General features: G+C 51.0%; 20 protein-coding genes. 7 read left to right on the top strand and 13 right to left on the bottom strand.

Annotated features, from left to right (window positions below):
- Window positions 1-271 precede the first annotated feature (271 nt).
- Entirely contained in the window at window positions 272-2,620 is a 2,349-nt protein-coding gene (locus CFLAV_RS09765; RefSeq protein ID WP_007414538.1) for a DUF3857 domain-containing transglutaminase family protein, read from the bottom strand.
- 841 nt (window positions 2,621-3,461) lie between these two features.
- Here CFLAV_RS09765 and mnmA point away from each other — a divergent pair.
- The 7 genes from mnmA to rplI all read left to right on the top strand — a co-directional run bounded on the left by mnmA (window position 3,462) and on the right by rplI (window position 8,570).
- Window positions 3,462-4,550 carry a tRNA 2-thiouridine(34) synthase MnmA gene (gene mnmA, locus CFLAV_RS09760; RefSeq protein WP_040547824.1) on the top strand — a complete coding sequence of 363 codons (1,089 nt, stop codon included), beginning with the start codon at window positions 3,462-3,464 and terminating at the stop codon, window positions 4,548-4,550.
- Between the two features lie 210 nt (window positions 4,551-4,760).
- A complete protein-coding gene (locus CFLAV_RS09755; RefSeq protein WP_007414535.1) occupies window positions 4,761-5,705 on the top strand; it encodes a ribose-phosphate diphosphokinase in 945 nt (314 codons plus the stop codon).
- A gap of 39 nt (window positions 5,706-5,744) precedes the next feature.
- Window positions 5,745-6,482 (top strand): 50S ribosomal protein L25/general stress protein Ctc, encoded by a 738-nt coding sequence (locus CFLAV_RS09750; RefSeq protein WP_007414534.1) that lies wholly within the window; start codon window positions 5,745-5,747, stop codon window positions 6,480-6,482.
- Window positions 6,483-6,530: 48 nt separating this feature from the next.
- The gene (gene pth / locus CFLAV_RS09745; RefSeq protein ID WP_007414533.1) at window positions 6,531-7,124 is read left to right on the top strand and encodes an aminoacyl-tRNA hydrolase; all 594 of its coding nucleotides are present in this window, start codon (window positions 6,531-6,533) and stop codon (window positions 7,122-7,124) included.
- Between the two features lie 14 nt (window positions 7,125-7,138).
- Window positions 7,139-7,450, top strand: a complete 312-nt coding sequence (locus CFLAV_RS09740; protein WP_007414532.1) for a 30S ribosomal protein S6 — start codon at window positions 7,139-7,141, stop codon at window positions 7,448-7,450.
- A gap of 8 nt (window positions 7,451-7,458) precedes the next feature.
- On the top strand, window positions 7,459-7,920 hold the full coding sequence (locus CFLAV_RS09735) for a single-stranded DNA-binding protein (protein ID WP_007414531.1): 462 nt from the start codon (window positions 7,459-7,461) through the stop codon (window positions 7,918-7,920).
- 53 nt (window positions 7,921-7,973) lie between these two features.
- Window positions 7,974-8,570, top strand: coding sequence for a 50S ribosomal protein L9 (gene rplI, locus CFLAV_RS09730; protein WP_007414530.1), 597 nt, complete (start codon window positions 7,974-7,976; stop codon window positions 8,568-8,570).
- An 88-nt stretch (window positions 8,571-8,658) separates the two neighbouring features.
- On the opposite strand, the gene CFLAV_RS33680 is transcribed toward rplI, so the two are convergent.
- The 12 genes from CFLAV_RS33680 to nusA all read right to left on the bottom strand — a co-directional run bounded on the left by CFLAV_RS33680 (window position 8,659) and on the right by nusA (window position 21,904).
- Complete coding sequence (locus CFLAV_RS33680) at window positions 8,659-10,578, bottom strand: VWA domain-containing protein (RefSeq protein WP_202796873.1); 1,920 nt, start codon at window positions 10,576-10,578, stop codon at window positions 8,659-8,661.
- Between the two features lie 50 nt (window positions 10,579-10,628).
- Window positions 10,629-11,645, bottom strand: a complete 1,017-nt coding sequence (locus tag CFLAV_RS09720; protein ID WP_007414528.1) for a vWA domain-containing protein — start codon at window positions 11,643-11,645, stop codon at window positions 10,629-10,631.
- Window positions 11,642-12,217 (bottom strand): hypothetical protein, encoded by a 576-nt coding sequence (locus CFLAV_RS09715; protein WP_007414527.1) that lies wholly within the window; start codon window positions 12,215-12,217, stop codon window positions 11,642-11,644. The genes CFLAV_RS09720 and CFLAV_RS09715 overlap by 4 nt, the downstream gene beginning before the upstream one ends.
- Window positions 12,214-13,170 carry a DUF58 domain-containing protein gene (locus tag CFLAV_RS09710; protein ID WP_007414526.1) on the bottom strand — a complete coding sequence of 319 codons (957 nt, stop codon included), beginning with the start codon at window positions 13,168-13,170 and terminating at the stop codon, window positions 12,214-12,216. The genes CFLAV_RS09715 and CFLAV_RS09710 overlap by 4 nt, the downstream gene beginning before the upstream one ends.
- A gap of 57 nt (window positions 13,171-13,227) precedes the next feature.
- Complete coding sequence (locus CFLAV_RS09705; RefSeq protein WP_007414525.1) at window positions 13,228-14,217, bottom strand: AAA family ATPase; 990 nt, start codon at window positions 14,215-14,217, stop codon at window positions 13,228-13,230.
- A gap of 191 nt (window positions 14,218-14,408) precedes the next feature.
- Window positions 14,409-15,332: a bifunctional riboflavin kinase/FAD synthetase gene (locus CFLAV_RS09700; protein ID WP_007414524.1), complete on the bottom strand. Its 924-nt coding sequence runs from the start codon at window positions 15,330-15,332 to the stop codon at window positions 14,409-14,411.
- 13 nt (window positions 15,333-15,345) lie between these two features.
- Complete coding sequence (gene truB / locus CFLAV_RS09695; protein ID WP_007414523.1) at window positions 15,346-16,056, bottom strand: tRNA pseudouridine(55) synthase TruB; 711 nt, start codon at window positions 16,054-16,056, stop codon at window positions 15,346-15,348.
- A gap of 44 nt (window positions 16,057-16,100) precedes the next feature.
- A complete protein-coding gene (locus tag CFLAV_RS09690) occupies window positions 16,101-16,490 on the bottom strand; it encodes a VOC family protein (RefSeq protein WP_007414522.1) in 390 nt (129 codons plus the stop codon).
- A 20-nt stretch (window positions 16,491-16,510) separates the two neighbouring features.
- Window positions 16,511-17,497, bottom strand: a complete 987-nt coding sequence (locus CFLAV_RS09685; protein ID WP_007414521.1) for a DHH family phosphoesterase — start codon at window positions 17,495-17,497, stop codon at window positions 16,511-16,513.
- Window positions 17,472-17,849 carry a 30S ribosome-binding factor RbfA gene (gene rbfA, locus CFLAV_RS09680; protein WP_007414520.1) on the bottom strand — a complete coding sequence of 126 codons (378 nt, stop codon included), beginning with the start codon at window positions 17,847-17,849 and terminating at the stop codon, window positions 17,472-17,474. Before rbfA ends, CFLAV_RS09685 begins: the two co-directional genes overlap by 26 nt.
- A gap of 20 nt (window positions 17,850-17,869) precedes the next feature.
- Window positions 17,870-20,530, bottom strand: coding sequence for a translation initiation factor IF-2 (infB, locus tag CFLAV_RS09675; protein ID WP_007414519.1), 2,661 nt, complete (start codon window positions 20,528-20,530; stop codon window positions 17,870-17,872).
- 96 nt (window positions 20,531-20,626) lie between these two features.
- Window positions 20,627-21,904, bottom strand: coding sequence for a transcription termination factor NusA (nusA, locus tag CFLAV_RS09670; RefSeq protein ID WP_007414518.1), 1,278 nt, complete (start codon window positions 21,902-21,904; stop codon window positions 20,627-20,629).
- Between the last annotated feature and the right edge of the window lie 515 nt (window positions 21,905-22,419).

Below are 22,419 nucleotides of genomic sequence, written 5' to 3'. Positions count from 1 at the left end.
CGCATTTATGAAAGCTCTACAATGTAGTGGATCCACTTCCTGAAAAGCGCATGAGAAGAGTGATGGAGTTGAACGAGCGTGGATGTGTGAGCTGGCAAAGGGGAATGAATTCGATGCGATGCGTCAACGGGCGGTTCCGCTTTTCTCTCTTTTACACTCATAAAGTTATCCGAAAACATCCAAATGCTTAATAGTTGCCTGAATGTTTTATGGCTTGTATGCCCAGAGCGGTGGGATTGGGTCGTAGAGCTATGACCTGCGGGTCGGCGTGCTACTGTGGGGGGCGGCGGAGAGCGAAAATGAAAACAATGATGAGGGAAATAGTTATGACACCGATAATGATTGGCCAGAGGAGGCTGCGTTTCTTCTGTTTTCTTTTGCGTTGAGAACGGTGTTCTTCCGGGGATAGAAGCGGCTGGGCGTTTGTTATGCGAGAGGAGGATTCCTTTGGGGAAGAAGGTTGGTCGGTTTTTGGAATTTCAGTTTTTGAGATTATTTCCACAGGCTTCGAAATTGACTCAGCTTTAGAAACCAGAGCCATCGCGAGTGGTGAGGAGGTTGGGGTGGCGGTGACTTCTTTTGATGCTGTGGTGGCGACGGGCTGTTTCGCCGACGGGACCTGAGTTGAGCCTGTCCTGGTGGCGGGTTTGCGTGAGGGCAAGGGCAGTTCGCCAAAATCGCGTCGCTTCTTAGGATGGGCATATCCAATCATGAGGTGGATGCGTCCGGAGGATACTGCCCAGATTTCTTCAACAGTTTTTCGATAATCAGCTACTTGATCTGCCGGAACCGAATCGACGAGGGTGTTGAAGGAGAATGTGAGCAGACAATAAGTTCCCAAGCCTTTGTGTGCCCGGGAGAAGTAGACAAAGCGGCTTTGAACGCGGTGGGCCGGCAAAATTTCCGGATGCAAGCCAGGGGATTGGACTTCGAGGGTGTGGACAATTTTATATGGATGAGGAAGAGCAAACGGTGTTTGCCGCTTGGTGCCGGGTTTGATTTCAGGTCTGCCGAGAAAGTCTGCCGCGTAACTCGGTCGTAAATGAAAGATACAAGTTTCGGGGCGCGGACCTTCGGTCAGAAAACCGTTAATGGCAAAAACCTCAGCCACCACAAATTCGCCGGCATCACGGTCATCGCGGTATTTGAGAGAACCAATTCGACCGGCACGAAAGAATCTATTAGCGCATGCCTGAAGTCTTTTTTCCTCAAGCACCTTGATGTCCTGGGTTTCGAAATCGTGACGGAGGAGATCCGCGTGCCGGCCGTGTGCAATGGTCACGACGGAGAGCAGGGAATCCTTCCCGGTGGTATCCACCAAGATGGTTTCCTTTACTTCATACAGACTGGCCTGAACGGAAGCGGGCGGGGGAGCAATCAGGCCAGAGGCTGCGGTATCGACGGGGAGGCCGAGAGCGAAATCGAAGATGATCCTGTTCAAGGGGCCGCCTCCTTGCTTTTTCAAGGTTGCATCCACCCAGCGGGTTTCGCCCTGGACCTGATATTCCACTACTGCGTGATCGAATAGGACCATTGGCAAAAGGCTGGCAATGGACTTGCGAAGCCTGGTGTTCACAAGGATTGGGCGGGCAGGAATTCCCAGGCGTTTCAGCAGGTGAGTCAAAAGGAAGGAAAGATCCTTGCAATCGCCGTATCGACGTCGAAGCACGGTTTCTGGTGCAGTCGGGACCTGGCCGCCGAGTTCGAGATTAACGCTTAGATACCGGTGTTCGTCCTGAACCAGTCGGATTGCTTTTTCGATTTGGCGTAAGAGGTCCGTTTCCTCCTGTTTGATTTGCTGAATGATTTCGCTGAGCCTGGGATTCTCGGGTTCCTCTTTCCAAGCGTTGCAGAATGCGGTGGCAATCGTCGACCAATCCGGGCAATTTGAAATTTGTATCCAGAAATTCGGCAGGTGCCATTCGGGGGTGTTATCTTCTGGTTCCGGAGTTTCCAGGTTTTCTCCCTGCCAAACCCAGGTGGTCGACTGGTTTTCAGTGTTTTCGGCAGGCTTCCGGTCTGGAGAGGCAGATTTCCACTTCATTTGACGGGACTCATGGAATTGCAGAGAAAAGTGGAATTTTCCGACGGGTGATCCGATGGGCAGAGTGAAAAAGGCCGTGCAATGTTCCGGGAGCAGCCGTGGTTGATTTTCAATGGTATAGCTCCATTCCAGGATGTCGCCGGGACGGACATCTTCCAAGACCAGCAAAAGGGTGACCGCGCCATCGATGATAAAGCCTTCCAAGCCTGACTCGCGCTGTAAAATGCGGATTTTGTCGAGGCCTGCGTGTTCGACTTCCACGTTTTCCCGGCGGATTTTTATCGAATGAATGGTAACGAATTGCGTTGCTGGCTCAAACTCGAGTCGCCATTGAGATGCGTGCTGGACGGCCTGCATGGTTTCCAGGCGCATGGCGTAGTGATAGTAAGTCCGGCGATGCTCGGCCTGGGTCTGGCGGTCGATAAGGAGATAGGTCGTTGGGGCGGTCTTTTTTGCTTTGAAATCGGTCGGAGTTGGTAATGGAATTACCCAGGAAGAAACAGGGCCAATCTGTAGGCGTTCCCTGGCATCTTTCAGAGTATTGGAACCCTGAGGGACGGATGAGTCAACGGGCATCGGGATTGATTACTGAGAGATGTTCTGAATGGCAAACTAAAATTCTACTGCTGCCGGGCGCGGTAGAAGGTTGCGGGGAAATTGGAGGCGGTGAGGTCGATGAAAGTTGCGGGTGGGTTGGAGGCGACGAGGGTGGCCCAGAGGGAGATATCGGTGGAGTGCTGGATTAGGTATGACTGGCCGACTTCGCCGGAGAGTTGGAGGATGGATGGGACGGATTAGATTTAAAAAGTCAATAGTATTATAAAAAAGTGTTGACATTGAGTTAATATTCCTTTAAAAGAAATATATTAATGCGTAATAAGTGTGTCTAGTCTAGGTAGAAAGGAAGCTTATATGGGAACTGATAGGGTTGGTTATGTCGAGCTTGGTTTACGGGCTGGTCCCCCGCCTCTTTCCTCTCCCAAGGAGTGGGCGACGTCCTGCGGGCCTTGTCCTTTCGGTGTGGTGGCACGATTGCCAGTATGGGCGGCTTTGGAGAAAGGACTGAATGTGGATTTTCGGAAGGTATCGGAAGGCCAAGGAAATTGCGAATGCCGAATTTCGAATGTCGAATGGAATCCAAGGTTACAGGTTATATGAATGGCAATTGTTGAGTTTTGCGTGGTCGGTTTGGACAGGTTGTCTGCCACATATGATATGGCAGTTGGACTGTGAGTTAACACGAGCTAACACGAGTTACCGGCAGTTAACGGCACATCTTTTATTTTATGAATGGAGATGAAGAATGAAGACTCTTTTTGGGTGAGACTGAAAGGTTTCGGGCCGGCAGATTAAATCGCATCGCGCCCTTTTTGTATCGCTTTACATACCTGCATTCGGGCTCTATTTTGTTAATCTTGTGTCTGAAGTAAAAACGAAAACACGTGTGGTGGTTGGCATGAGCGGAGGAGTTGATTCTTCCGCGGCGGCGGCGCTTTTGCTGGAGCAGGGGTATGATGTCATCGGCATCACGTTGAAGTTGTGGCCCCAGGATTGCGTTAATCGGGCGGAAGACAAGTGTTGCGGTCCTCAGGCAGTGATGGATGCTCGAAGTGTTTCTAACAAGTTGGGGATTCCCTATTATTTGGTGGATGAATCGGCGGATTTTCAGAAGCAGGTCATCGGCTATTTTGCGGAGGAATACAAGGCTGGTCGGACGCCCAATCCATGCGTGATGTGCAATGAGAAGCTGAAGTTTGGGACGCTGATCAGTCGGGCGCAGCAGTTGGGTGCCGAGTATATTGCGACGGGTCACTTTGCGCGGACCGAGAAAAGCGCTGATGGGAGCCGGATGTTGCTGAAGCGGGGGCGTGATCCGCGCAAGGATCAAAGCTATTTTTTGTTCTCGCTCCGACAGGATCAACTCGCCCGAACCATCTTCCCATTGGGACAACTGACGAAAACAGATACTCGAACGGTCGCGCGGCAGTGTGAGTTGAAAACTGCTGATAAGGAGGAAAGCATGGAGATTTGCTTCGTGCCAGACAACGATTACGGCAAGTTTTTGCAGCAGGCGAATCTGGTCAAAAAGCATAAAGGGGAGATTGTCAACGTCCACGGGCATGTGCTCGGCCAACATGATGGGATCGAGTTTTATACGATTGGCCAGCGTCGTGGATTGGGAATTTCTTCAGCCAAACCGCTTTACGTGGTCGAACTGGATGCCATCAATAACCGGGTGATGGTGGGGGATGAATCAGCGTTGGACCGGGATGAGTTTACGGTGGAGCGCTGTAACTGGATTCCATTTGCGTCGCCGCCTGAGACTTTCGAAGTGAGCGCGAAAATTCGGTATAACCATCCTGGGACAGGGGCGACAATTACTCCGCAACCGAATGGGACTGCCAAGGTAAAGTTGCACGTTCCGCAACGGGCAATCACCCCCGGTCAGGCCTGCGTTTTTTATCAGGATGATCTGGTTGTTGGCGGGGGATGGATCGGAAGATAGGTTGGGGGATGAGGAGGCTTAATGATTCCACTCCTGTTTCAGTGTGTAAGACTGGTTCATTTGTCAGATAAGAGAATATGCATCTGCGGTTGCGGCACGATTGCGCTTGCGCCTATGAAATCGATTGTTAAAGTCCTCAAACCTTTTGGAAAGTCCACCGGCTGGTCGGTGGCTTTTTAGTTTATAGCAATTGGTAAAAATAAGCAGCCTGTGAAAATTTTCAGCGGCACTTCAAATCAGCCTTTGGCACGCGCCATTTGCGCGAACGTTGGCATCGAGCTTGGCAAGTGTATCGTCAGTGCGTTTCCTGATGGTGAGACGTTTGTCAAAATTGAAGAAAATGTTCGCGGCGAGGATGTTTTCCTCGTGCAATCCACTTCGCCGCCGACAAACCATCATTTGATGGAAATGTTCATCATGATGGATGCGTTGCGTCGTGCCAGTGCATCGCGCATTACCGCGGTATTGCCTTTCTATGGGTATGCGCGACAGGACCGCAAAGACCAGCCCCGAGTTCCGATCACGGCGAAACTGGTTGCCAATCTTTTGGTGGCGGCTGGTGCAAGTCGCGTGTTAACCATGGATTTGCATGCGCAGCAGATTCAGGGCTTTTTCGACATTCCGGTGGATCATCTTTATGCCGCGCCGGTTATGTACGATTATCTCAAGAAAAAGCAGATAGAAGATCTGGTGGTCGTCAGCCCGGATGTTGGGGGATTAAAGATGGCGCATGCGTATTCCCAAGTGTTGGGATCCGGATTGGCGATCGTTGCCAAACGGCGAAAAAATGCCTTGGAAATTGAATCCATGACGGTAATAGGTGAAATTAAAGGGCAAAATGTGCTGATGGTCGATGACTTGACTGAGACGGCCGGAACCCTGACCACAGCGGCGGCGCTTTTGAAAAAGGAAGGCGCCAAGAAAATAATAGCGTGCGTTTCCCATGCTATATTGAACGAGATCGGGATCGAAAGATTACGAAAATCTAATATTGACGAACTGATTACAACTGATACTGTCCTTCGCCCCGCTATAGAAGGGATTAATGTTAGCACCATTTCGGTGGCGGGGCTGTTGGGTGAAGCCATAAAACGGATTCATAGTAATTCGTCGGTAACTTCACTATTTGAATTTAAAGGCGGGCGCACCAGTTGACCGGTGCGTCCTAAGTGCTTTAAAAGACATAATTTAAAAATGAAATCTGTAGCATTGAATGCATTTCCCCGCGTGATGGCCCGTCGCGGTGGCGCAAAAAAACTGCGTGATTCCGGGCGTATTCCTGCTGTCATTTATGGACGGCAACAGCAAGCTCAGAATCTCGAGGTCAACTCCAAAGACATCGAGAACCTGATTCACCATTCTGTTTCTGAGAATTTGTTGGTGGATCTCGCCGTGAAGGACGATTCCCGTCCGAAGCGCCTGGCTCTCGTGCAGGAGGTTCAACATCATCCTCTCAACGGCAAGATGTTGCACGTTGATTTTCATGAAGTTGCAGAAAATGAGCGGGTAACCATTATGGTGCCTGTCGAAGCAACTGGCGAAGCTGTAGGTGTTAAAACCGGCGGTGGCGTTCTCGAACACGTCTTGTTTAAGATCAAGGTGCGCGCGTTGCCGAAGGATCTTCCGGAAGTCATTGCCGTGGATGTGAGCAATCTTGAGATTGGTCAGGCGATTCACATCGGTGACATTAAGGCTCCTGAAGGCGTTGAAGTGCTGGGTGATAAGCACATTTCTGTGATCGCCGTCGCTGCGCCTCTGACTGAAGCCCAGGAAGCTGCCGCTGCTGCTGAAGCTGGCGCTGGCACGGCTGAAGTTGAGATGATCAAAGAGAAGAAAGAAGAGGGTGCTGAGGCTGGTAAGGCTGCTCCTGCTGCGAAAGCCGGGGAGAAAGCTCCTGCTGCTGAGAAGAAGGCTCCTGAGAAGAAGAAGTAATTTTGACAGGCAGTCGGACGTTGTCCGGCTGCCTTTCCCATTCCCGGAATGGAGAATTTGCGTCTCATCGTCGGTTTGGGAAATCCGGGTTCCAAGTATGCCCTGACGCGCCATAATGTGGGCTTCCGGCTGGTGGAATGCCTGGCCGAGCGCTGGAAGGCATCCTGGGTCGCTGAGAAAAAGTTTGACGCAATGCTGGCCAGGACGGAACGGAATGGTGAGCGGATACTGTTGTGCAAGCCGCAAACTTTCATGAATGCCAGTGGCGAAACTGTCGGTGCGATGGCATCCTTTTATCGATTGCCCTTGCCACAGCTGGTGGTTGCGGTGGATGATGCTGATTTGCCGTTTGGGCAGATTCGAATGCGAGCCAACGGCAGTAGTGGTGGCCATCATGGACTGGAGTCCATTGAGAAGCATTTGGGAACTCGTGAATTTGCCCGCTTGAGACTTGGCATCGGGCGGGCGGCAGATGATAGAAGAGAGATTACGGATTATGTTTTGGCACCGTTTAGCGGAGCCGAAGCAAAAACGGTTGATAAAGTATTAAACACTGCATCAGACCAGATTGAGTGCTGGTTGGATGGCGGAATACAAAAGGCAATGAGTCAATTTAACGGAGCCATAAGAGGTTCCGAGTAACAAAGGAAAACTGAGTGAAAAGATACGAAGGTCTGTTCATATTGAACACAGCGGGCAAAGAAGAGAGTCTGAAAGAAACCATCGACCAGCTCTCGGATGAGATCAATGCTGCTGGCGGCAGGGTGGAAACCGTGCAGAAGATGGATAAGCGCAATTTTGCGCGTGTCGCGGATAAGCGCAACAGTTCCGGCTTTTACGTGAATGTCATTTTCGAGTGCAAACCTTCAGCGATTACCCAACTGCAAACTCGCTTTGCCTTGAATGCTGACGTGTACCGCGTCATGTTTAGCAGTGCGCCGACACCGAAAGTTGTGGAAGCCAAGTAATTCGATTCATGGCCAATTTCAACAAAGTCATACTTGCTGGAAACCTTACGCGGGACCCAGAGTTACGTTATACACCCAAAGGTGTAGCCATCGCCAAAATTACATTGGCGATCAACCGTACCTGGCGAAACGAGGCTGGTGAGAGCAAGGAAGAGGTTACTTTTGTTGATGTAGATGCATTTGGTCGCCAAGCAGAAACCATAGGCCAGTACTTAAAGAAGGGCAGTCCTTTCATGGTGGAAGGTCGCCTTAAGCTGGATCAGTGGGACGACAAGCAAACGGGACAGAAACGGAGTCGCTTGGGAGTCACGCTCGAAGGTTTTCAATTTCTGGGTAGCGCTGGCGGTGGTCGTGGCGAAGGCGGCGTCCCTGATGCTCCTGCTCCCCGCAGCCGTCCGGCACCCGCCCCCAAAGCTGAAAGTGCCGACGCTGATGTGCCACCTCCTGAAGACGACGACGTTCCATTCTAACTTGCAGCGGCTTATTCACTTTACCTTTATTTAACTTTAACTCCAATTTTCGTATGCCAAAAACTGAAGTCATTCTCACCCACAATATCGTCGGCTTGGGCGCCGAGTCCGATCAGGTTAAGGTCGCAGCGGGCTATGCTCGCAATTATTTGATCCCCCAAGGTCTAGCCATCCCCATGACCGGTGCAAATAAGCGCCGTCTGGAATCTTTGAAGCAACGGCGTGCTGAACGCGAAGCCGAAGAGCTCAACCACATGACCGAGCTTTCCCGCAGCTTGGCCAAGTTAATTGCCGTCGTCAGCGTCAAGACTGGCGAAGATGGCAAGATGTTCGGTGCTGTCACCGCAGGCACGATTGCTGATCAACTTAAGACCCAATTCGACGTAGCCCTCGACAAGAAGAAAATTCATCTCGAACAGCCGATTCGTTCCCTCGGCGAACACGGTGTCGAATTGCGCTTGCATCATGGCGTTACAACTACGCTTAAGGTGCGAGTTGAAAGCAGCAACCCTTTGCCAACGGCGGTTGAGGCTCCGGTTGCCGACGCAAGGAAGGACGATAGGACTGAGAAGCGTGGAAAGCGTTCTGAAGCTCCCGCCGCTGAATCAGCGCCTAAGAAGTCTCGCGCTGCGAAGAGTGACAAGGCTTAATCAGAGTTTTACGGTTTAATCAAGGCAGGCCATTACGGCCTGCCTTTTTTATTTAGTTTCACGAGGCAACCTGTCGCAATAGTGTTGGTCACCAGTTCTTTAGTGAGCGGTTGCGCCCCAGCTGTTTTTCAGAGGAAGGGCCTAATCTGAGCACTTCTTCTTCGCCTTTTTGTGAGTCGAGTAATTGCTTCGCCTGCTGGGGAGTCATTTGTCCCGCAGCCATCATTGCTGCTTCGCGCTGCTCCTCTTCTGATTTCTCCTTGGACTGTGCAGCCTGATTTTGAGCCGCCTGATCCTTTTTCTCGGATTGCTCTTTTTGATTCTTCGCCTGCGACTGTGATTTCTCCTGATCTTGCTTATTGGACTCCTGCCCCTGATCCTTCTTTTCCTGACCGTTTTTGCCTTGTTGAGATTTGTTCTGCGTTTGTTGATCGGACTTGGACTGAGAATCCTTTTCCTGATTCTGTTGATCTTGCTTGTCCTGGGATTCCTGATTCTTCTGATTCTGATCCTTGGAATTTTGCTTCGACTGGTCTTTTGATTGATTCTGCTGTTGCTGTTGCTGCTTTTTCTTGAGTTCTTCCAACTGGGTCTGGACAAACTGGTGGTTAAACTGTGCATCCTGATCTTGCTGGTTAAGCTTCAAAGCACTTTCGTAGTGCTTGAGGGCATTCTCCCAGGCCTCCTGCTTTTTCTTCTCATCCTTATCACTTTGTCCCAAGCGAAAATACGTATTGCCTAGATTGTAATATGCTTGTTGCTGCAGCTGTATGTCTTGAGAGTTCAGGGTATCGTTAAATTGTTTGGTAGCTTCATCATACTGTTGGGTTTGGTAGGCAGCGGTGCCGGCATTGAAATGCAATCGCGGATCATTGCTTTTTCTCTGCAAAGAGTTTTCATAGTCTTTCAGAGCATCCTGGTATTTACCTGCCTGGTATTCACGGAACGCTTGGGAAGGACTCGCAAACGTGCTCAAGGGCAGGGCCAGCAAAAGCAAAATGGCCACGGTGCTCGTTGGCATAGCGGAGGAAGTTTGTGATCTCATTCTGGATTCCTCCGGACGAGTTCGCTTTCGGTCTGGTAGAAAAGTTTCCGCAATCAGGAGGATTATCGCGATCGACAATGGCCAGTGGTAGCGTTCATGGAAGCGCTTAAGTAAAGTGGAGGCCTTGTCGGACTTTGGCAAAGGAGCGATACCTTGCTCATAAAGCATATCCATGGTTTTGGTTCCTCGCAGTGGCAGGTAAAAGCCTTTTGTCGCTTCGGCAATCTCTTGCAGCAATTTCTCATTGAGCCTGGACTTCACAGGCTGGCCTTGTTCATCCCGTATATAATCGACCCGGCCTCGTTCGTCCTTGATTCGCAGGAGTTCACCGTCAGGCGTGCCTATGCCGATGGTAAAGATCAACATGCCCTCTGCAGCAGCTTTTTCAGCCGCAGAAACAGCGCCCATATCCTGATCTTCGCCGTCCGTAAATAGGACCAGAACTTTATGGTTATCCTTTTCGTTCTTAAACGTTTCACGAGCAGTATTGATCGCCTCAGCCAGAGCGGTTCCTCCCTCAGAAATCGTTCTGGTATCCAGTGAATCGATGCTTTGGCTGAAAGCCGCATCGTCCAAGGTCAAAGGACACTGCAAGAATGCTGTCCCGGCGAAGGCCACCAAACCCATCCGATCAGTTCGCGCACGATGCATTAGATCCAAGGCAGCCAGCCTGGCACGAGCTAAACGGTTCGGTTGAATATCCTCAGCCAGCATACTGTTCGAAGTGTCAATGGCGACGAGGATATCGAGTCCTCGCTGTCTGGCTTCTTCCAACGTGAAGCCCCATTGTGGTCGAGCCAACGTCAGAATCAAAAACACAACTGCGGCCACTACGAGGGCCATTCGGAATTTCTGACGGGAAGGGGAGACGCCGACTTTTAAGTGCCCGAGCAAACGTGCGGACGTGAACTGTGTCATGAGTTGCTGGCGCTTGCGCCATGCCCACCAGAAAAATGCGATCAATGGCAGGATTAAAACCAGCAACAGCCAAAGCATGGGTTTCGCTGCAAATGTCATGGCAGTTTCCTCCAGATCGTGTGACTAAGAATCACTTCCAACAGCAACAAAAACATGCCCGGGATCACGAACCAGGCGAATAGTTCCTGAAATTGTGTGTACTTCTTTACCTCGGCTTCGGTTTTTTCCAGCCGATCGATGTCAGCATAAATTTTCTCCAAAGTGGCAGTGCTGTCTGCGCGATAATACTTCGCGTTTGTCATTTTAGAAATGGAGGTCAAAGTACCTTCGTCAATGTCGACCGGCACCTGCTGGTAGATTTTTTGTCCCGAGAACGGATCTGTCCCGACCGCCATGCGTGCAACGCCTTTGGTGCCCACGCCAATTGTATAGATCTTGATTCCCAATGCTCGAGCTGCTTCTGCGGCGGTGAGCGGAGGAACTTTGCCGGCGTTGTTTTGCCCGTCGGTCATCAGAATGATAATCTTGCTCTTTGATTTCAATTCACGGAGCCGGTTCATGGAAGTGCTGAGAGCCGAGCCAATTGCGGTCTGATTTCCATTGATGGATCCGATTCCAAGTCGTTCCAGATTTTTCAGCAGGAACTCATGGTCCAAAGTCGGAGGGACAGCAACGTACGCCTGGGTTCCGAATACCACCAAACCGATGCGATCACTTTGACGCTTGTCTACAAATTTCTTCAACACATCCCGGGCGATAATGAATCGGGTTGCCTGCTGGCCGTTGAGAACAAAGCCTTCATCCTCTGCCAACATGCTGCCGGACATATCCAAGGCAACCACAATATCCACACCGCTGGCGCTCACCTTGGTTTCGCTCTGAACGAAGCGCGGTTGGGCAAGGGCAAATATAAAGAGAGCGAGGACGAACCAGCGCATTTTGGGGAGAATGCTGCCCGCACTTGATTTGGTGATGCCAATGATGCCTTTCACCAGTTGCACGGAGGAATAGAGAAACGCTGGTTGACGCCCGCGCTTGCCTCTAAACCATGCGAGAACCGGTATTACCAGCAGCAGCAGCAACAACCATGGATGAGCAAAGGTGAAGTTCATGCCTGGGCTGCAGATGGAATTGGGTCCTGCGGATTGGCTGGCTCTGGCTCAGTTTCATCAATCAGCCGGAGCGCTGAATTATGCAACGCCTCCAACTCAGTCGGGCCTGGTTCGTAACGTGCGAATTTGACCATGTCGCACAATGATAGGAAGTCGCCCAAGCTTTGCTTTTGATCGGGGAGAAGGAGTTGCGTTGATTGCAGTTCGTGCAAGAATTCCTCGGTAGTGCGTTCTGGTGCATGAAAATTAAACCGTTCTTCGAGGTAAACGCGGACCGTATCTGAAACCAAGGTGCAGAAAGGCCTTGGTTCATTAATCAACGCCAAGGCATCCTGCAGCTTTTGTCGAGCCCGTTCGTGGGGAGGTATGATGCGAATTGCTGCCGGCTCTGCCGATTTCCTCAGGAAATAAATGACCGCAAAAATAATGATGGCGAATGCGGCAAGTATCCCCAGTCCAATGAAAACCCATAGCAACACATCGGGGATAAGGACCGGTGGCCTGATGCCGCGAATGTCGTTCGTGGAGGGCAGGGCAGGCGAGTTGGTGAGCAAAAGCGAATTAGTCTTCATCCGTGCAATCGACGCCTTTCGCGAGTTTCAAAGAAGCGCCCCAAAGCGACACCATAAGGCACGTCCGTCCGCAACTGTATGGAGTCAATTTTCGCAGCCCGGAACACGCGCAGCAGCTCCGCCTGTGCTCGCGCTTGTCTTTGCGCAAACGCTTCTCTTTTCCTTGGGTCACCCGTATTGACTTCAACTACCTCGCCTGTCTCAGCATCCTTAAGTACCAAACGGCCCAAGGGCGGCAGTTCGACTTCGTAACGATCGGTAATCTGGATCGCCACTACATCATGACGCCGGTTCGCCTGACGAAGAGCAGTAAAGGAGGCTTGAGCCAGTGATTGAGGGAGCATCAGCCCTGCTTGACGCCGGGGATTAGCTTGAAGATTGGCGGTGATATTCTGGCCCAAAAAGTCTGAAACCACCACCGCAATCGCCTTGTGTGGAGTTACACGCGTGAGAAACTCGAGTGCGAGGTTTAAGTTCGTGCCGCGCTTTTTCGGTTCATAGAAAAGAATCTCTCTAATGACCCGCAGAACGTGCCGCCTGCCCTTGCGTGGCGGTATGAACTTTTCCACTTCTTCGGTGAACAGAATCAGCCCAACCTTATCATTGTTTCGAATGGCTGAGAATGCCATGACCGAAGCAATTTCAGCAGCCAGTTCCCGTTTCGACTGATCGCCTGAGCCGAATAATCCCGAACCGCTCACGTCCACCAGCAGCATGAGCGTGAGTTCTCGTTCCTCAACAAACTTTTTGATGAACGGATGGTTCATCCGCGCAGTGACGTTCCAGTCGATGGCGCGAACCTCATCTCCAGGTTGATATTCGCGCACTTCCTCGAAATTCATTCCCTGGCCTTTAAACACGCTATGGTATTGGCCCGCGAGCGATTCGCTCACAAGTCGATTCGTGCGCAACTCGATTTGACGAATTTTTTTAAGGATCTCGCGAGGAATCATGGGAATGTCACGCTCAGTTTCCTTCGGCTTGAACTCTGTTGGGTATCAATGGGCGGGTTAGGGCACTGGCAGCTCATCAAAAATCTTTTGAATGATCGTTTCACTGGTCTTGTTCTCGGCCTCGGCTTCGTACGTGATTGTGACGCGGTGACGCAAGACATCCATCCCAATGCTCTTTACATCCTGTGGCGTAACATAACCCCGCCCTTTCAAAAAGGCGTAGGCCTTGGCCGCCAGGGTCAGCGAAATTGTTGCGCGCGGTGAGGCCCCCAACTGGATGAAATCCTTGGCCTGTATCTTGTAAGCTTCCGGGTCACGTGTGGCACAAACGATATCGACAATATAATCCTTTACCTTGTCATCAATATAGATGTCATTGATAACCTGACGTGCCTTTAAAATCTGGTCCGAAGTTACCACTGCATTTGCTTTAGGGAGGTTGGATGTGTGCGCCATCAGGTCCAGAATCGATCTTTCTTCCGCTCGTGAAGGATAGCCAATCTTCAGTTTCAGCATGAAACGATCCACCTGAGCCTCAGGAAGCGGGTAGGTTCCTTCCTGCTCGATCGGGTTTTGGGTGGCCAGAACAAGAAAAGGCTCTTCGAGTTTAAAGGTCTGGTCTCCAATGGTGACCTGCTTTTCCTGCATCGCCTCCAACAGTGCGCTCTGAACTTTAGCGGGAGCACGATTAATCTCGTCGGCCAGAACCAAATTGGCGAAAATAGGCCCGCGGCGGGTGGTGAAACCACCTGATTGCGGGTTATAAATCTGAGTGCCAATTACGTCCGCAGGGAGCATGTCCGGCGTGAATTGCAATCGTGAAAATCGGACGCTCAGGCAGGAGGAAAGGGATTTAACAGATAAGGTCTTCGCCAACCCGGGCACGCCTTCCAGCAGAACATGGCCATTGGCGAGCAATCCAATGGTCAGCCTTTCCACCAAATAGCTTTGGCCGATGATTACTTTTCCCAATTCGCTAAACAATGGCCTGACAAAGGCACTGGTTTCTTGAACGGCTGCGTTAATAGCGCTAATTCCTGTGTTCATCGTAATTTGATTCGAATTCTACTGTCCCATGGACAAAAAAACGAGGAAATCTGTTCAGATAAATCTTATCGAATTTTGCCAGGACCTGCATATGAATTGCTCTTCAGGTCCATTAAAGTGATGTCTTACTCAATGGGACAAGCCTTTAAGGACATAGGACTCCCTTTGGAGTCTAAACCAATTGAACTGGTTCAAAAACATTTCGCGGCATCTTCAATATCCTTCGCAATTTGGAGCTTGAGCGCGTCAAGAGAAGGAAACTTCTGTTCGTCTCGCAACTTCTCGACAAACGCAATTTCCATTGCTTTGCCATAAAGATCACCAGTGAAATTGAGGATATGAACTTCGATGCGCCTTTCCGGTGCTGGATTCCTTAAAGTGGGACGCAATCCTATATTCACCACCGCACGATAAGATTCACCTTCGACAAAAGCATGCACCGCGTAAACACCGGTTGGAGGGAGTACCAGACCGTCCAACTTGAGATTGGCGGTGGGAAATCCAAGCTTATGACCAAGTTGATCACCCTTGATCACCGGCCCGCACAAAGAGTAGGTCCGCCCGAGCATTTGGCTGGCGGCGTCCAGTTCACCGGTTCTGATGGCTTCCCGAATGCGTGTGCTGCTTACAGTTTTTCCATCCAGAGAGACGGCTGCCATGCCGTGAACCGTAAATTTCAACTCTTCACCGAGAGTTTTAAGCAGCGCGACATTTCCGCTCCGTTTATATCCAAACGTGAAGTTGCTGCCCACACACAAGCTCTCGATATGGCCCAAATCGTTAGCCAAATTGCGTATGAAGGCCTCACCGCTCAGTTCGCTGAAGGCTTTATCGAAATGAATCAGGAAAAGTGCTTCACTACCCAGGGACCCAATGGTTTTGAGTTTGTGGGGGAGCGGATAGATCAGCGGAGGAATCCGATCCGGCGCCACGACGGTGCTGGGGTGTTGATCGAAGGTCACCACCAATGACACCGCCTCGTGCTTTATCGAATCCGCGATGGTCTGACGGATGATTTGCTGATGTCCAAGATGTACGCCGTCGAAGAATCCGATTGCCAGACAAACCTTCCGGCCATTCGCCTTCAGTTCGCTGGCGCTTCGGATGATCTTCATTTTGGTGGGTAAACTAGGCTGCGAGCTTCAGAAATGGAATAACCCGCTTCTCCAGTTCGGCGGCAGAAAGTTCCAAGGCCTGGTCGAGCCGAATGGCATTCGCGACATCAAATTTTCCAGAAACGGTTCTTCGTAACGTGGCCAGGTGCCCTCCGCAGCCAAGCTTTTGACCCAAATCATGCGCCAGACTTCGGACGTAAGTGCCTTTGGTGGCAGCGACCCGGAAGCGACCAATGGGTTCATTGTACTCGGCGAAACGGAAATTATATATGTGGATAAAGCGAGGTTCGCGTTCGACCTCCACACCCTTTCGCGCAAGTTTATAAAGTGGAACGCCGCCTTTTTTGATCGCCGAAACCATTGGCGGGACCTGCATCTGATCACCCACGAAGGCTGCCGCCGTCTCATTCAGCTCGCCCAAAGTCATGGGAGGAACGGGCAGGGAAGTGACTAGTTCTCCATCCGCATCATAGCTATCCGTGGTTTCGCCAAATTTTATTGTCCCTTCGTACACCTTGTCTGAAGACATCAGTCTTTCTGACAATTTCGTTCCCCTGCCAAGCACGATGATCAATAGGCCGGTTGCGTTGGGATCAAGTGTTCCACAGTGGCCAACCTTTTTGATTTGGAATCGACGCCGTATGGCATCAACAACATCATGGGAGGTGTAACCAACCGGTTTGTCGATTAAAAGTGCTCCGTCGAAAACATCAAATTCGTGCATACAACAAGTTTCTTATTACTGCTTCATTTACCTGGCTAAAATGACTATTTATCTCCGGTTGAGGAGCCTTTGACGGATCGCTCCGTTATCTCGACTGCACGGCCGTCGGGATCAACAGCCACGGCACGCCTTCCCCAAGGTGATTCTTTCGGAACTAATTGCGAATCTGGTTTAATTGCATTGAGCAACGCAAGAGTTGCATCCAGTTGATCCACGGTGAACCCCAGCATTGTAGCGCCACCTGTTTTCCTTTCGGGTGCTGAGCCTGGCTCTCCTGGATAAATTTCGAAAACCAAATCGCCGACAACTGATGAATAGTGTAACGGACCTGTTCCGTGCTTCTCTTCAGTAAAGTGAAGTCCCAACGCCTTATAAAACGTAAGCGTTGCTTCCATCGTTGCCGTGCGTAACACCAGTAGAGCAAGCGTTGCCATCTTGGTAGGGGATACAGAAGTCAGCTCTGTGCTGCGTTGAGCGCCCTCTTCACCGCCGAAATAACCCGCCGTTGCACAGATAGAGGAGAACCTGGAATGCGAGCCCCGGCTGCGGCTTTGTGTCCACCTCCGCCAAAGATCGCCGCAATTTCGTTCACGTTTACTTTGACGTTTTTGGATCGAAGGCTGATCCTGGTAAGCTCCGGCTCAAGCTCTTCGAACAGGCATGCAACCTGGACGGGTTCAATATCACGAATGTGATCGATCAATCCCTCTGAATCGCTGGTGTCTGCTCCTGTGCGGGTGAAGTCGGCTTTCCTCAACCAGAAATAGGCAATCTGGTCGTCATCCGTCAGTCGAAACTTATTATACAAATGCTTCAACAGGCGAACACGCGAAAGAGGATATGATTGATAAACCTCATCGCAAATCTTGGCCAGGTTGGCTCCACGTTTAACCAGCTCCCCGGCGACGTTGTAGGTGCTTGGCAAAGTGCTGGGGTATTGGAACGAACCAGTATCCGTGGACACCGCCGTAAATAAACAATCAGCTATTTGCGGAGTGATCGGCCAGTTGGCTGACTTGAGGAGCTTGAAAATGATCTCGCCACTCGAAGGTTCCCTGGCGGAAATCCAGTTGATATCCGCATAGCGGGTATTGCTCTGGTGATGATCAATATTAATGAAAAGTTTGCGTTTGCCAATACAGTCGCCCACTTTGCCAAGCCGTTCAAAACTGGCGGCGTCCGTGGCGATGACGCAATCAAACTCCATGCCGGGTCGGGGACGCTGAACAATCTTTTCAGGATCCAGGAAGGCAAGCTTGGCAGGAACGATGTCCTCATTCCAACACCAAACTTTTTTGCCCTCGTTTAAGAGGGCAAGCGTGAGGCCGAGTTGAGAACCAATGCAATCACCATCCGGACGAATGTGACCGACAACACAAAAGGTACGACTTTCGCGAATCCCTTCCAGGATGCGATCAATGATTTTCGGGCGTTGTTTCATTATTAGGGCCGGATTTTTCCAGTTCGTCAATGATTTGAAGCACTTTGTTCCCTTCAGCAATTGATTCATCGAGTACGAATCGGAGTGTGGGAGTATACTTCAAAATGACAGCCTGGCCTACCAGGCCCTGAATGCGTTTACGATGATGGTTGAGCTGCGCGAACCCTTTTTTCTTCTGCTGATCAGTGCCGAGAATGCCGATAAACACAGTGGCGGAATGCAGATCGCTGCTTACTCCCACCTCATTTACCGTGATCAAGCCACTCTCACCCACGGGAATCTCCCGGCGAATCACTTCGCCGATTTCCCGCTTTAATAGCTCGCGCACCCGTTGAAGTCTGAGCGAAGGCATAAGAAAACTCCTGAAAAAAATTAGAGTTTCTGAGTGGTCTTCTCGACCGTGTAACACTCAATCGTATCACCGATTTGAAAGTCCCCGAAACCATCGAGTCGAATGCCGCATTCCATGCCGGCGCGCACTTCATTCACTTCGTCCTGGAACCGGCGCAACGATTGGGTAACGCCTTCGAAGATTAATCCCTTGCGGCGCATCACGCGCACTTTCCCACGAACAATGCGTCCGTTGGTGATCATGCAGCCAGCAACCGGAATTCCTTTGGAAAGTTCGAAGATTTTCCGCACTTCAGCCGTTCCAACGACAACATCCTTGTAAAGAGGATCCAACAGACCGGCCATGGATTCCTTCACCTGATCGATAAGTTCGTAGATGATCGCGTAAAGCTTGATCTGAACGCCTTCGCGTTTCGCCTCATCGGATACACCATTATCAATACGGGTATGGAAACCGAGAATTACAGCGTTTGAAGCTGAGGCCAGAGCGACATCCGATTCGGTAATCGTGCCAACCGCGCTATGAATGACTTCGAGGCTGACTTTATCAGATTCAATTTTCTTTAATGCTTCGACGATGGCTTCAACCGAGCCTTGAGTGTCAGCCTTGACCACGAGCTTCAACACCTTCGCACTGGTTGAAGACATGGTGGCGAAAAGATTTTCCAAGGTGACCTTGGCGCGTGCTTCCTGCCCCATGGCTCTGGCTTCCATCGTGCGCTTTTCAGCAATATCACGAGCTTCCTTCTCGTTCTCCTCAACGGTAAATTCCAGTCCAGCTTCAGGAACGCCATTTAAACCGAGCAACTTGACAGCTACAGAAGGACCTGCCTCCTTGAGACGTTTATTTTCCTCATTAATTAGAGCGCGAACCTTGCCATAGAAGGGACCGCAAATAACCACATCTCCCAAGTGCAATGTGCCTTTACGTACCAACACAGTTGCCGTGGGACCGCCAGGTTCCAAACCGGATTCAATAACGTTGCCTTTGGCGCGACGATCTGGATTCGCCTTAAGCTCCATGATTTCAGCCTGGAGCAAAATGGCTTCCAACAACTTGTCCACGCCCTGCTTGGTGATGGCGGAAACATCCACGAACAGGGTCTTGCCACCCCATTCTTCACATACCAGGCCTTTTTCCTGCAATTGCTGGCGAACCCTCATTGGATTCGCATTAGGATGATCAACCTTGTTCACCGCCACCATGATTTCCGCTTTGGCTGCTTGAGCATGACTCAAGGCTTCCAGTGTCTGCGGCATTACGCCATCATTGGCAGCCACGACCAACACCACAATGTCAGTCACATTTGCACCGCGTGCCCGCATCGCGCTGAACGCGGCGTGACCCGGAGTGTCCAGGAAGGTGATCTGTTGCAGTTCGTTCTTCCGCTCAGGGTGTGGGAATGAAATTGTATAAGCACCAATGTGCTGCGTTATGCCACCAGCCTCACCCGCCACAACGTCAGACTTTCGAATCACGTCCAGCAAAGTAGTCTTGCCATGGTCCACGTGACCCATGATCGTTACAACTGGAGCGCGCGGCTTCAACTGCTCCGGCTTGTCCTCGATGTCGACTTCGATTTTCTTTATCGGGGCATGAATAATGCCGCTGCCACGTTCGCGTTTTTCAACTTCAAAACGATAACCGTACTTGGCACAAATTCTCTGGGCGACAGATTCATCAATCGCTTGATTAACGTTCGCAAAAACGCCCAATTCCATCAGGTCGGCAATCAACTTGAACGGCTTTAATTTAAGCTGTTCCGCCAACTCACGCACCACGATCGGTGGTTTTACCGAAATGACCTGAGCATTGTCCGGCGTTACGAATCTGGGCCCGCTTGGAGCGGCAGGTTTCGCCGGTTCATTGCGGTTACCGAAACCAGGCCTGCCTCCAGGCGCTTGTGGGCGTCCTCCATGAGGAGCACCGAAACCAGGCCGTGCATTTCGATTGTCAGGCCGGTTGCCACCACGGGAAAAATCTGGACGATTTCCGCCTGGCTGCTGGCCAGGACGGCTGGGTGGCAGCTTTGCTGAGCCGACCTTCTCGGCGGTCCTGGGAGCTGGTTTCGAAGGCAGCTGGATAAAGCCGACCTTATCACCTACCTGAGGTCCCGCAGGACGCGCTGGAGGGGCAGGCGGTGGCGGAGGTGTGGCCGCAATGGGTGTTGCAGGAGCAACGGGGACTTCAGGCTTGGGAGCAGGAGCCACTGGCGCTGCTTCAACTTTCGGAGTCTCTTCGACGACAGGCGCCGGCTTCACTTCGGCCACGATAACCTGCGGAGCTTCTTTTACGGGCTCAGGGGCTTTCACTTCCACTGGAGCTTCCTCTACAATTGGGGCAGGGGACACAATCGGTGCTTTGACTTCTTGTTCGTGCACTGGAGCCGCCGGTGCAGGCACCTTGGCCTCAACCAAAGGAGCAGGCTCAATGACAGGGGCTGGAGCTGGCGGTGCCGTGACGATCAAAATCTTTTCGGGTTCAGCGGGTGGCGCTGGAGGGGCTGCTGTCGCTACGGGTTTTCCACCCGATAGCTCTTGTTCAAGATATTCAGCGGTGATCTTATCAAGCGAACTGGAAGGGACCTTGGCGGCAGTAATGCCCAACTCTCGTGCCTTGGCTAGAACTTCCTTGTTCTCCAAGCCGAGCTTCTTTGAAATGTCGTAAATACGAACGGGCATAATTTATTTTATCTCTAACTTCTGGCCGGTATTGCCACAAAGCATTCATACGCTAGTAGCTTAACATAAGACCATTTTTGGTGCCAGCCATGGTGATTAACCTGCTGAGTCTTCACCCAATTTTAATCTGTGCCGCGCGGCTTCTGCCTTTGCAGCTTCCAAAATGGCGGCCGCCTGGTCGCCAATTTGCGGTATTCCAGACAGATCACTAATATCCGCCTGCAACAAATCTTCCAATCGCGTCAAACCTTGATGAACCAGAGTGTCAGCCTGCTCCTGTGTAATCCCAGGAATCGCTGCCAAAGTCTTCACCGCCTCCGCGACCTTCTCTTCAAATCCCATCCGGTGCACTACTTCGGGCTCAATGTCCACCTGCCAACCGGTCAGCTTCGATGATAACCGCGCATTCTGACCGCGCTTGCCGATCGCCAGCGAAAGCTGGTCCTCGCCCACCACGATCTTCACCCGCTTGTTGGCTTCATCGACTTCAAAAGTCTTCAACTGCGCCGGAGCCAAGGCATTTGTTAGGAAGCCCTTGATATTAGGCTCCCAACGAATGATATCCACCTTCTCATTGTTCAATTCGCGAACAATGTTCTTCACCCGTTGACCACGCAATCCAACGCATGCACCCACGGGATCAACTTTTTCGTCACGCGTATAAACCGCCAGCTTCGTGCGGAAACCAGGTTCACGGGCAATGCCCTTGATCTCGATCGTGCCATCATTGATTTCCGAAACTTCCAACTGGAACAACTTGATCACAAACCGCGGATCAGCACGGGACAGGATGATCTCAGGTCCATGCGGACCATTTTCCACGGCCTTGACGTAACAACGAATCCGTTCGCCAATCTGATATTCCTCAGTTGGTACACGCTCCCGGTTGGGGAGCAAAGCTTCATACTTGCCTAAATCCACACTGACATCCGATCGATCAAACCGGCGCACGACGCCGCTGATGATATCACCAACACGATCCTTGAACTCCGTAAAAATCAATTGCTTCTCCGCACGGCGAATGTGTTGCATCAACGACTGCTTCGCATATTGTGAGGCAATACGTCCGAACCCGGCTGGCGTCACTTCCACTTCCACTTCCTCGCCCAATTGCGCGTCCGGCTTTATTTTCTTCGCATCCGGCAGGGAGATATGATCATGCTTCGAAACCACTTTCTCCGAAACAATCAACTTCGCAAAAGCCTTGATATCACCCGACTTCGGGTCAATGATGCAGCGCAACTCACGGGCCGGCCCGACCGCCTTCTTGGCAGCAGACAACAGGGATTCCTCCACGGCAGAAATGAGCACCTGACGGCTTATGCCCTTTTCCCGTTCCCAGAATTCCAATACTGTTAAAAAATCTGCATTCATAAGATCTTGCCCGGCACCCCTTGCGGGGAATAAAAAAGTCGGCAGATTTGATTCTTCCGACTTTGGCGCGCTGGTCTAACCAGCAAACTTTACCGTTCTGTTCAGAGTAATTTCCGTTTCAAAGGACGTCAAGTTCACAATTCCCGACACAAAAAACCACGAGCCGGTTGTTTACCAAAGTTTTAACCGGACCGAACTCACTGACGATTGCCCGTCCTCTCGTAGTGCATACTATACTCTTACTACTCCTTGTGGCAAGTCTCTTTACTTTAATTAACTTGGAAAGAACCTGACAGCCGATAACTGCTGTGAGCTGCCGTTAACACCCATTTTCATCTTTCATTCAAAATGGAATGTTTTTACCTTCCGATACCTTCCGATACCTTCCGATACCTTCCGATACCTTCCGATACCTTCCGATACCTTCCAACATTTCCTTTCAAAGTAGGAAATTTGACAATCGTAATTCCCTGGGCCTTCATCCGCCTTCCGAATGCATCTGTGCAAGTCGCGCT

It is taken from the genome of Pedosphaera parvula Ellin514, assembly GCF_000172555.1.
Lineage (GTDB): Bacteria > Verrucomicrobiota > Verrucomicrobiia > Limisphaerales > Pedosphaeraceae > Pedosphaera.
This window is presented reverse-complemented; position numbering and strand designations above follow the sequence as displayed.

Coding starts and splice junctions, on each gene's coding strand:
- CFLAV_RS09765 (WP_007414538.1), bottom strand. CDS start 2,620: ATGCCCGTTGACTCATCCGTCCCTCAGGGTTCCAATACTCTGAAAGAT.
- CFLAV_RS09750 (WP_007414534.1), top strand. CDS start 5,745: ATGAAATCTGTAGCATTGAATGCATTTCCCCGCGTGATGGCCCGTCGC.
- pth (WP_007414533.1), top strand. CDS start 6,531: ATGGAGAATTTGCGTCTCATCGTCGGTTTGGGAAATCCGGGTTCCAAG.
- CFLAV_RS09735 (WP_007414531.1), top strand. CDS start 7,459: ATGGCCAATTTCAACAAAGTCATACTTGCTGGAAACCTTACGCGGGAC.
- rplI (WP_007414530.1), top strand. CDS start 7,974: ATGCCAAAAACTGAAGTCATTCTCACCCACAATATCGTCGGCTTGGGC.
- CFLAV_RS09720 (WP_007414528.1), bottom strand. CDS start 11,645: ATGAACTTCACCTTTGCTCATCCATGGTTGTTGCTGCTGCTGCTGGTA.
- CFLAV_RS09715 (WP_007414527.1), bottom strand. CDS start 12,217: ATGAAGACTAATTCGCTTTTGCTCACCAACTCGCCTGCCCTGCCCTCC.
- CFLAV_RS09710 (WP_007414526.1), bottom strand. CDS start 13,170: ATGATTCCTCGCGAGATCCTTAAAAAAATTCGTCAAATCGAGTTGCGC.
- CFLAV_RS09705 (WP_007414525.1), bottom strand. CDS start 14,217: ATGAACACAGGAATTAGCGCTATTAACGCAGCCGTTCAAGAAACCAGT.
- CFLAV_RS09700 (WP_007414524.1), bottom strand. CDS start 15,332: ATGAAGATCATCCGAAGCGCCAGCGAACTGAAGGCGAATGGCCGGAAG.
- truB (WP_007414523.1), bottom strand. CDS start 16,056: ATGCACGAATTTGATGTTTTCGACGGAGCACTTTTAATCGACAAACCG.
- CFLAV_RS09690 (WP_007414522.1), bottom strand. CDS start 16,490: ATGGCAACGCTTGCTCTACTGGTGTTACGCACGGCAACGATGGAAGCA.
- CFLAV_RS09685 (WP_007414521.1), bottom strand. CDS start 17,497: ATGAAACAACGCCCGAAAATCATTGATCGCATCCTGGAAGGGATTCGC.
- rbfA (WP_007414520.1), bottom strand. CDS start 17,849: ATGCCTTCGCTCAGACTTCAACGGGTGCGCGAGCTATTAAAGCGGGAA.
- infB (WP_007414519.1), bottom strand. CDS start 20,530: ATGCCCGTTCGTATTTACGACATTTCAAAGAAGCTCGGCTTGGAGAAC.
- nusA (WP_007414518.1), bottom strand. CDS start 21,904: ATGAATGCAGATTTTTTAACAGTATTGGAATTCTGGGAACGGGAAAAG.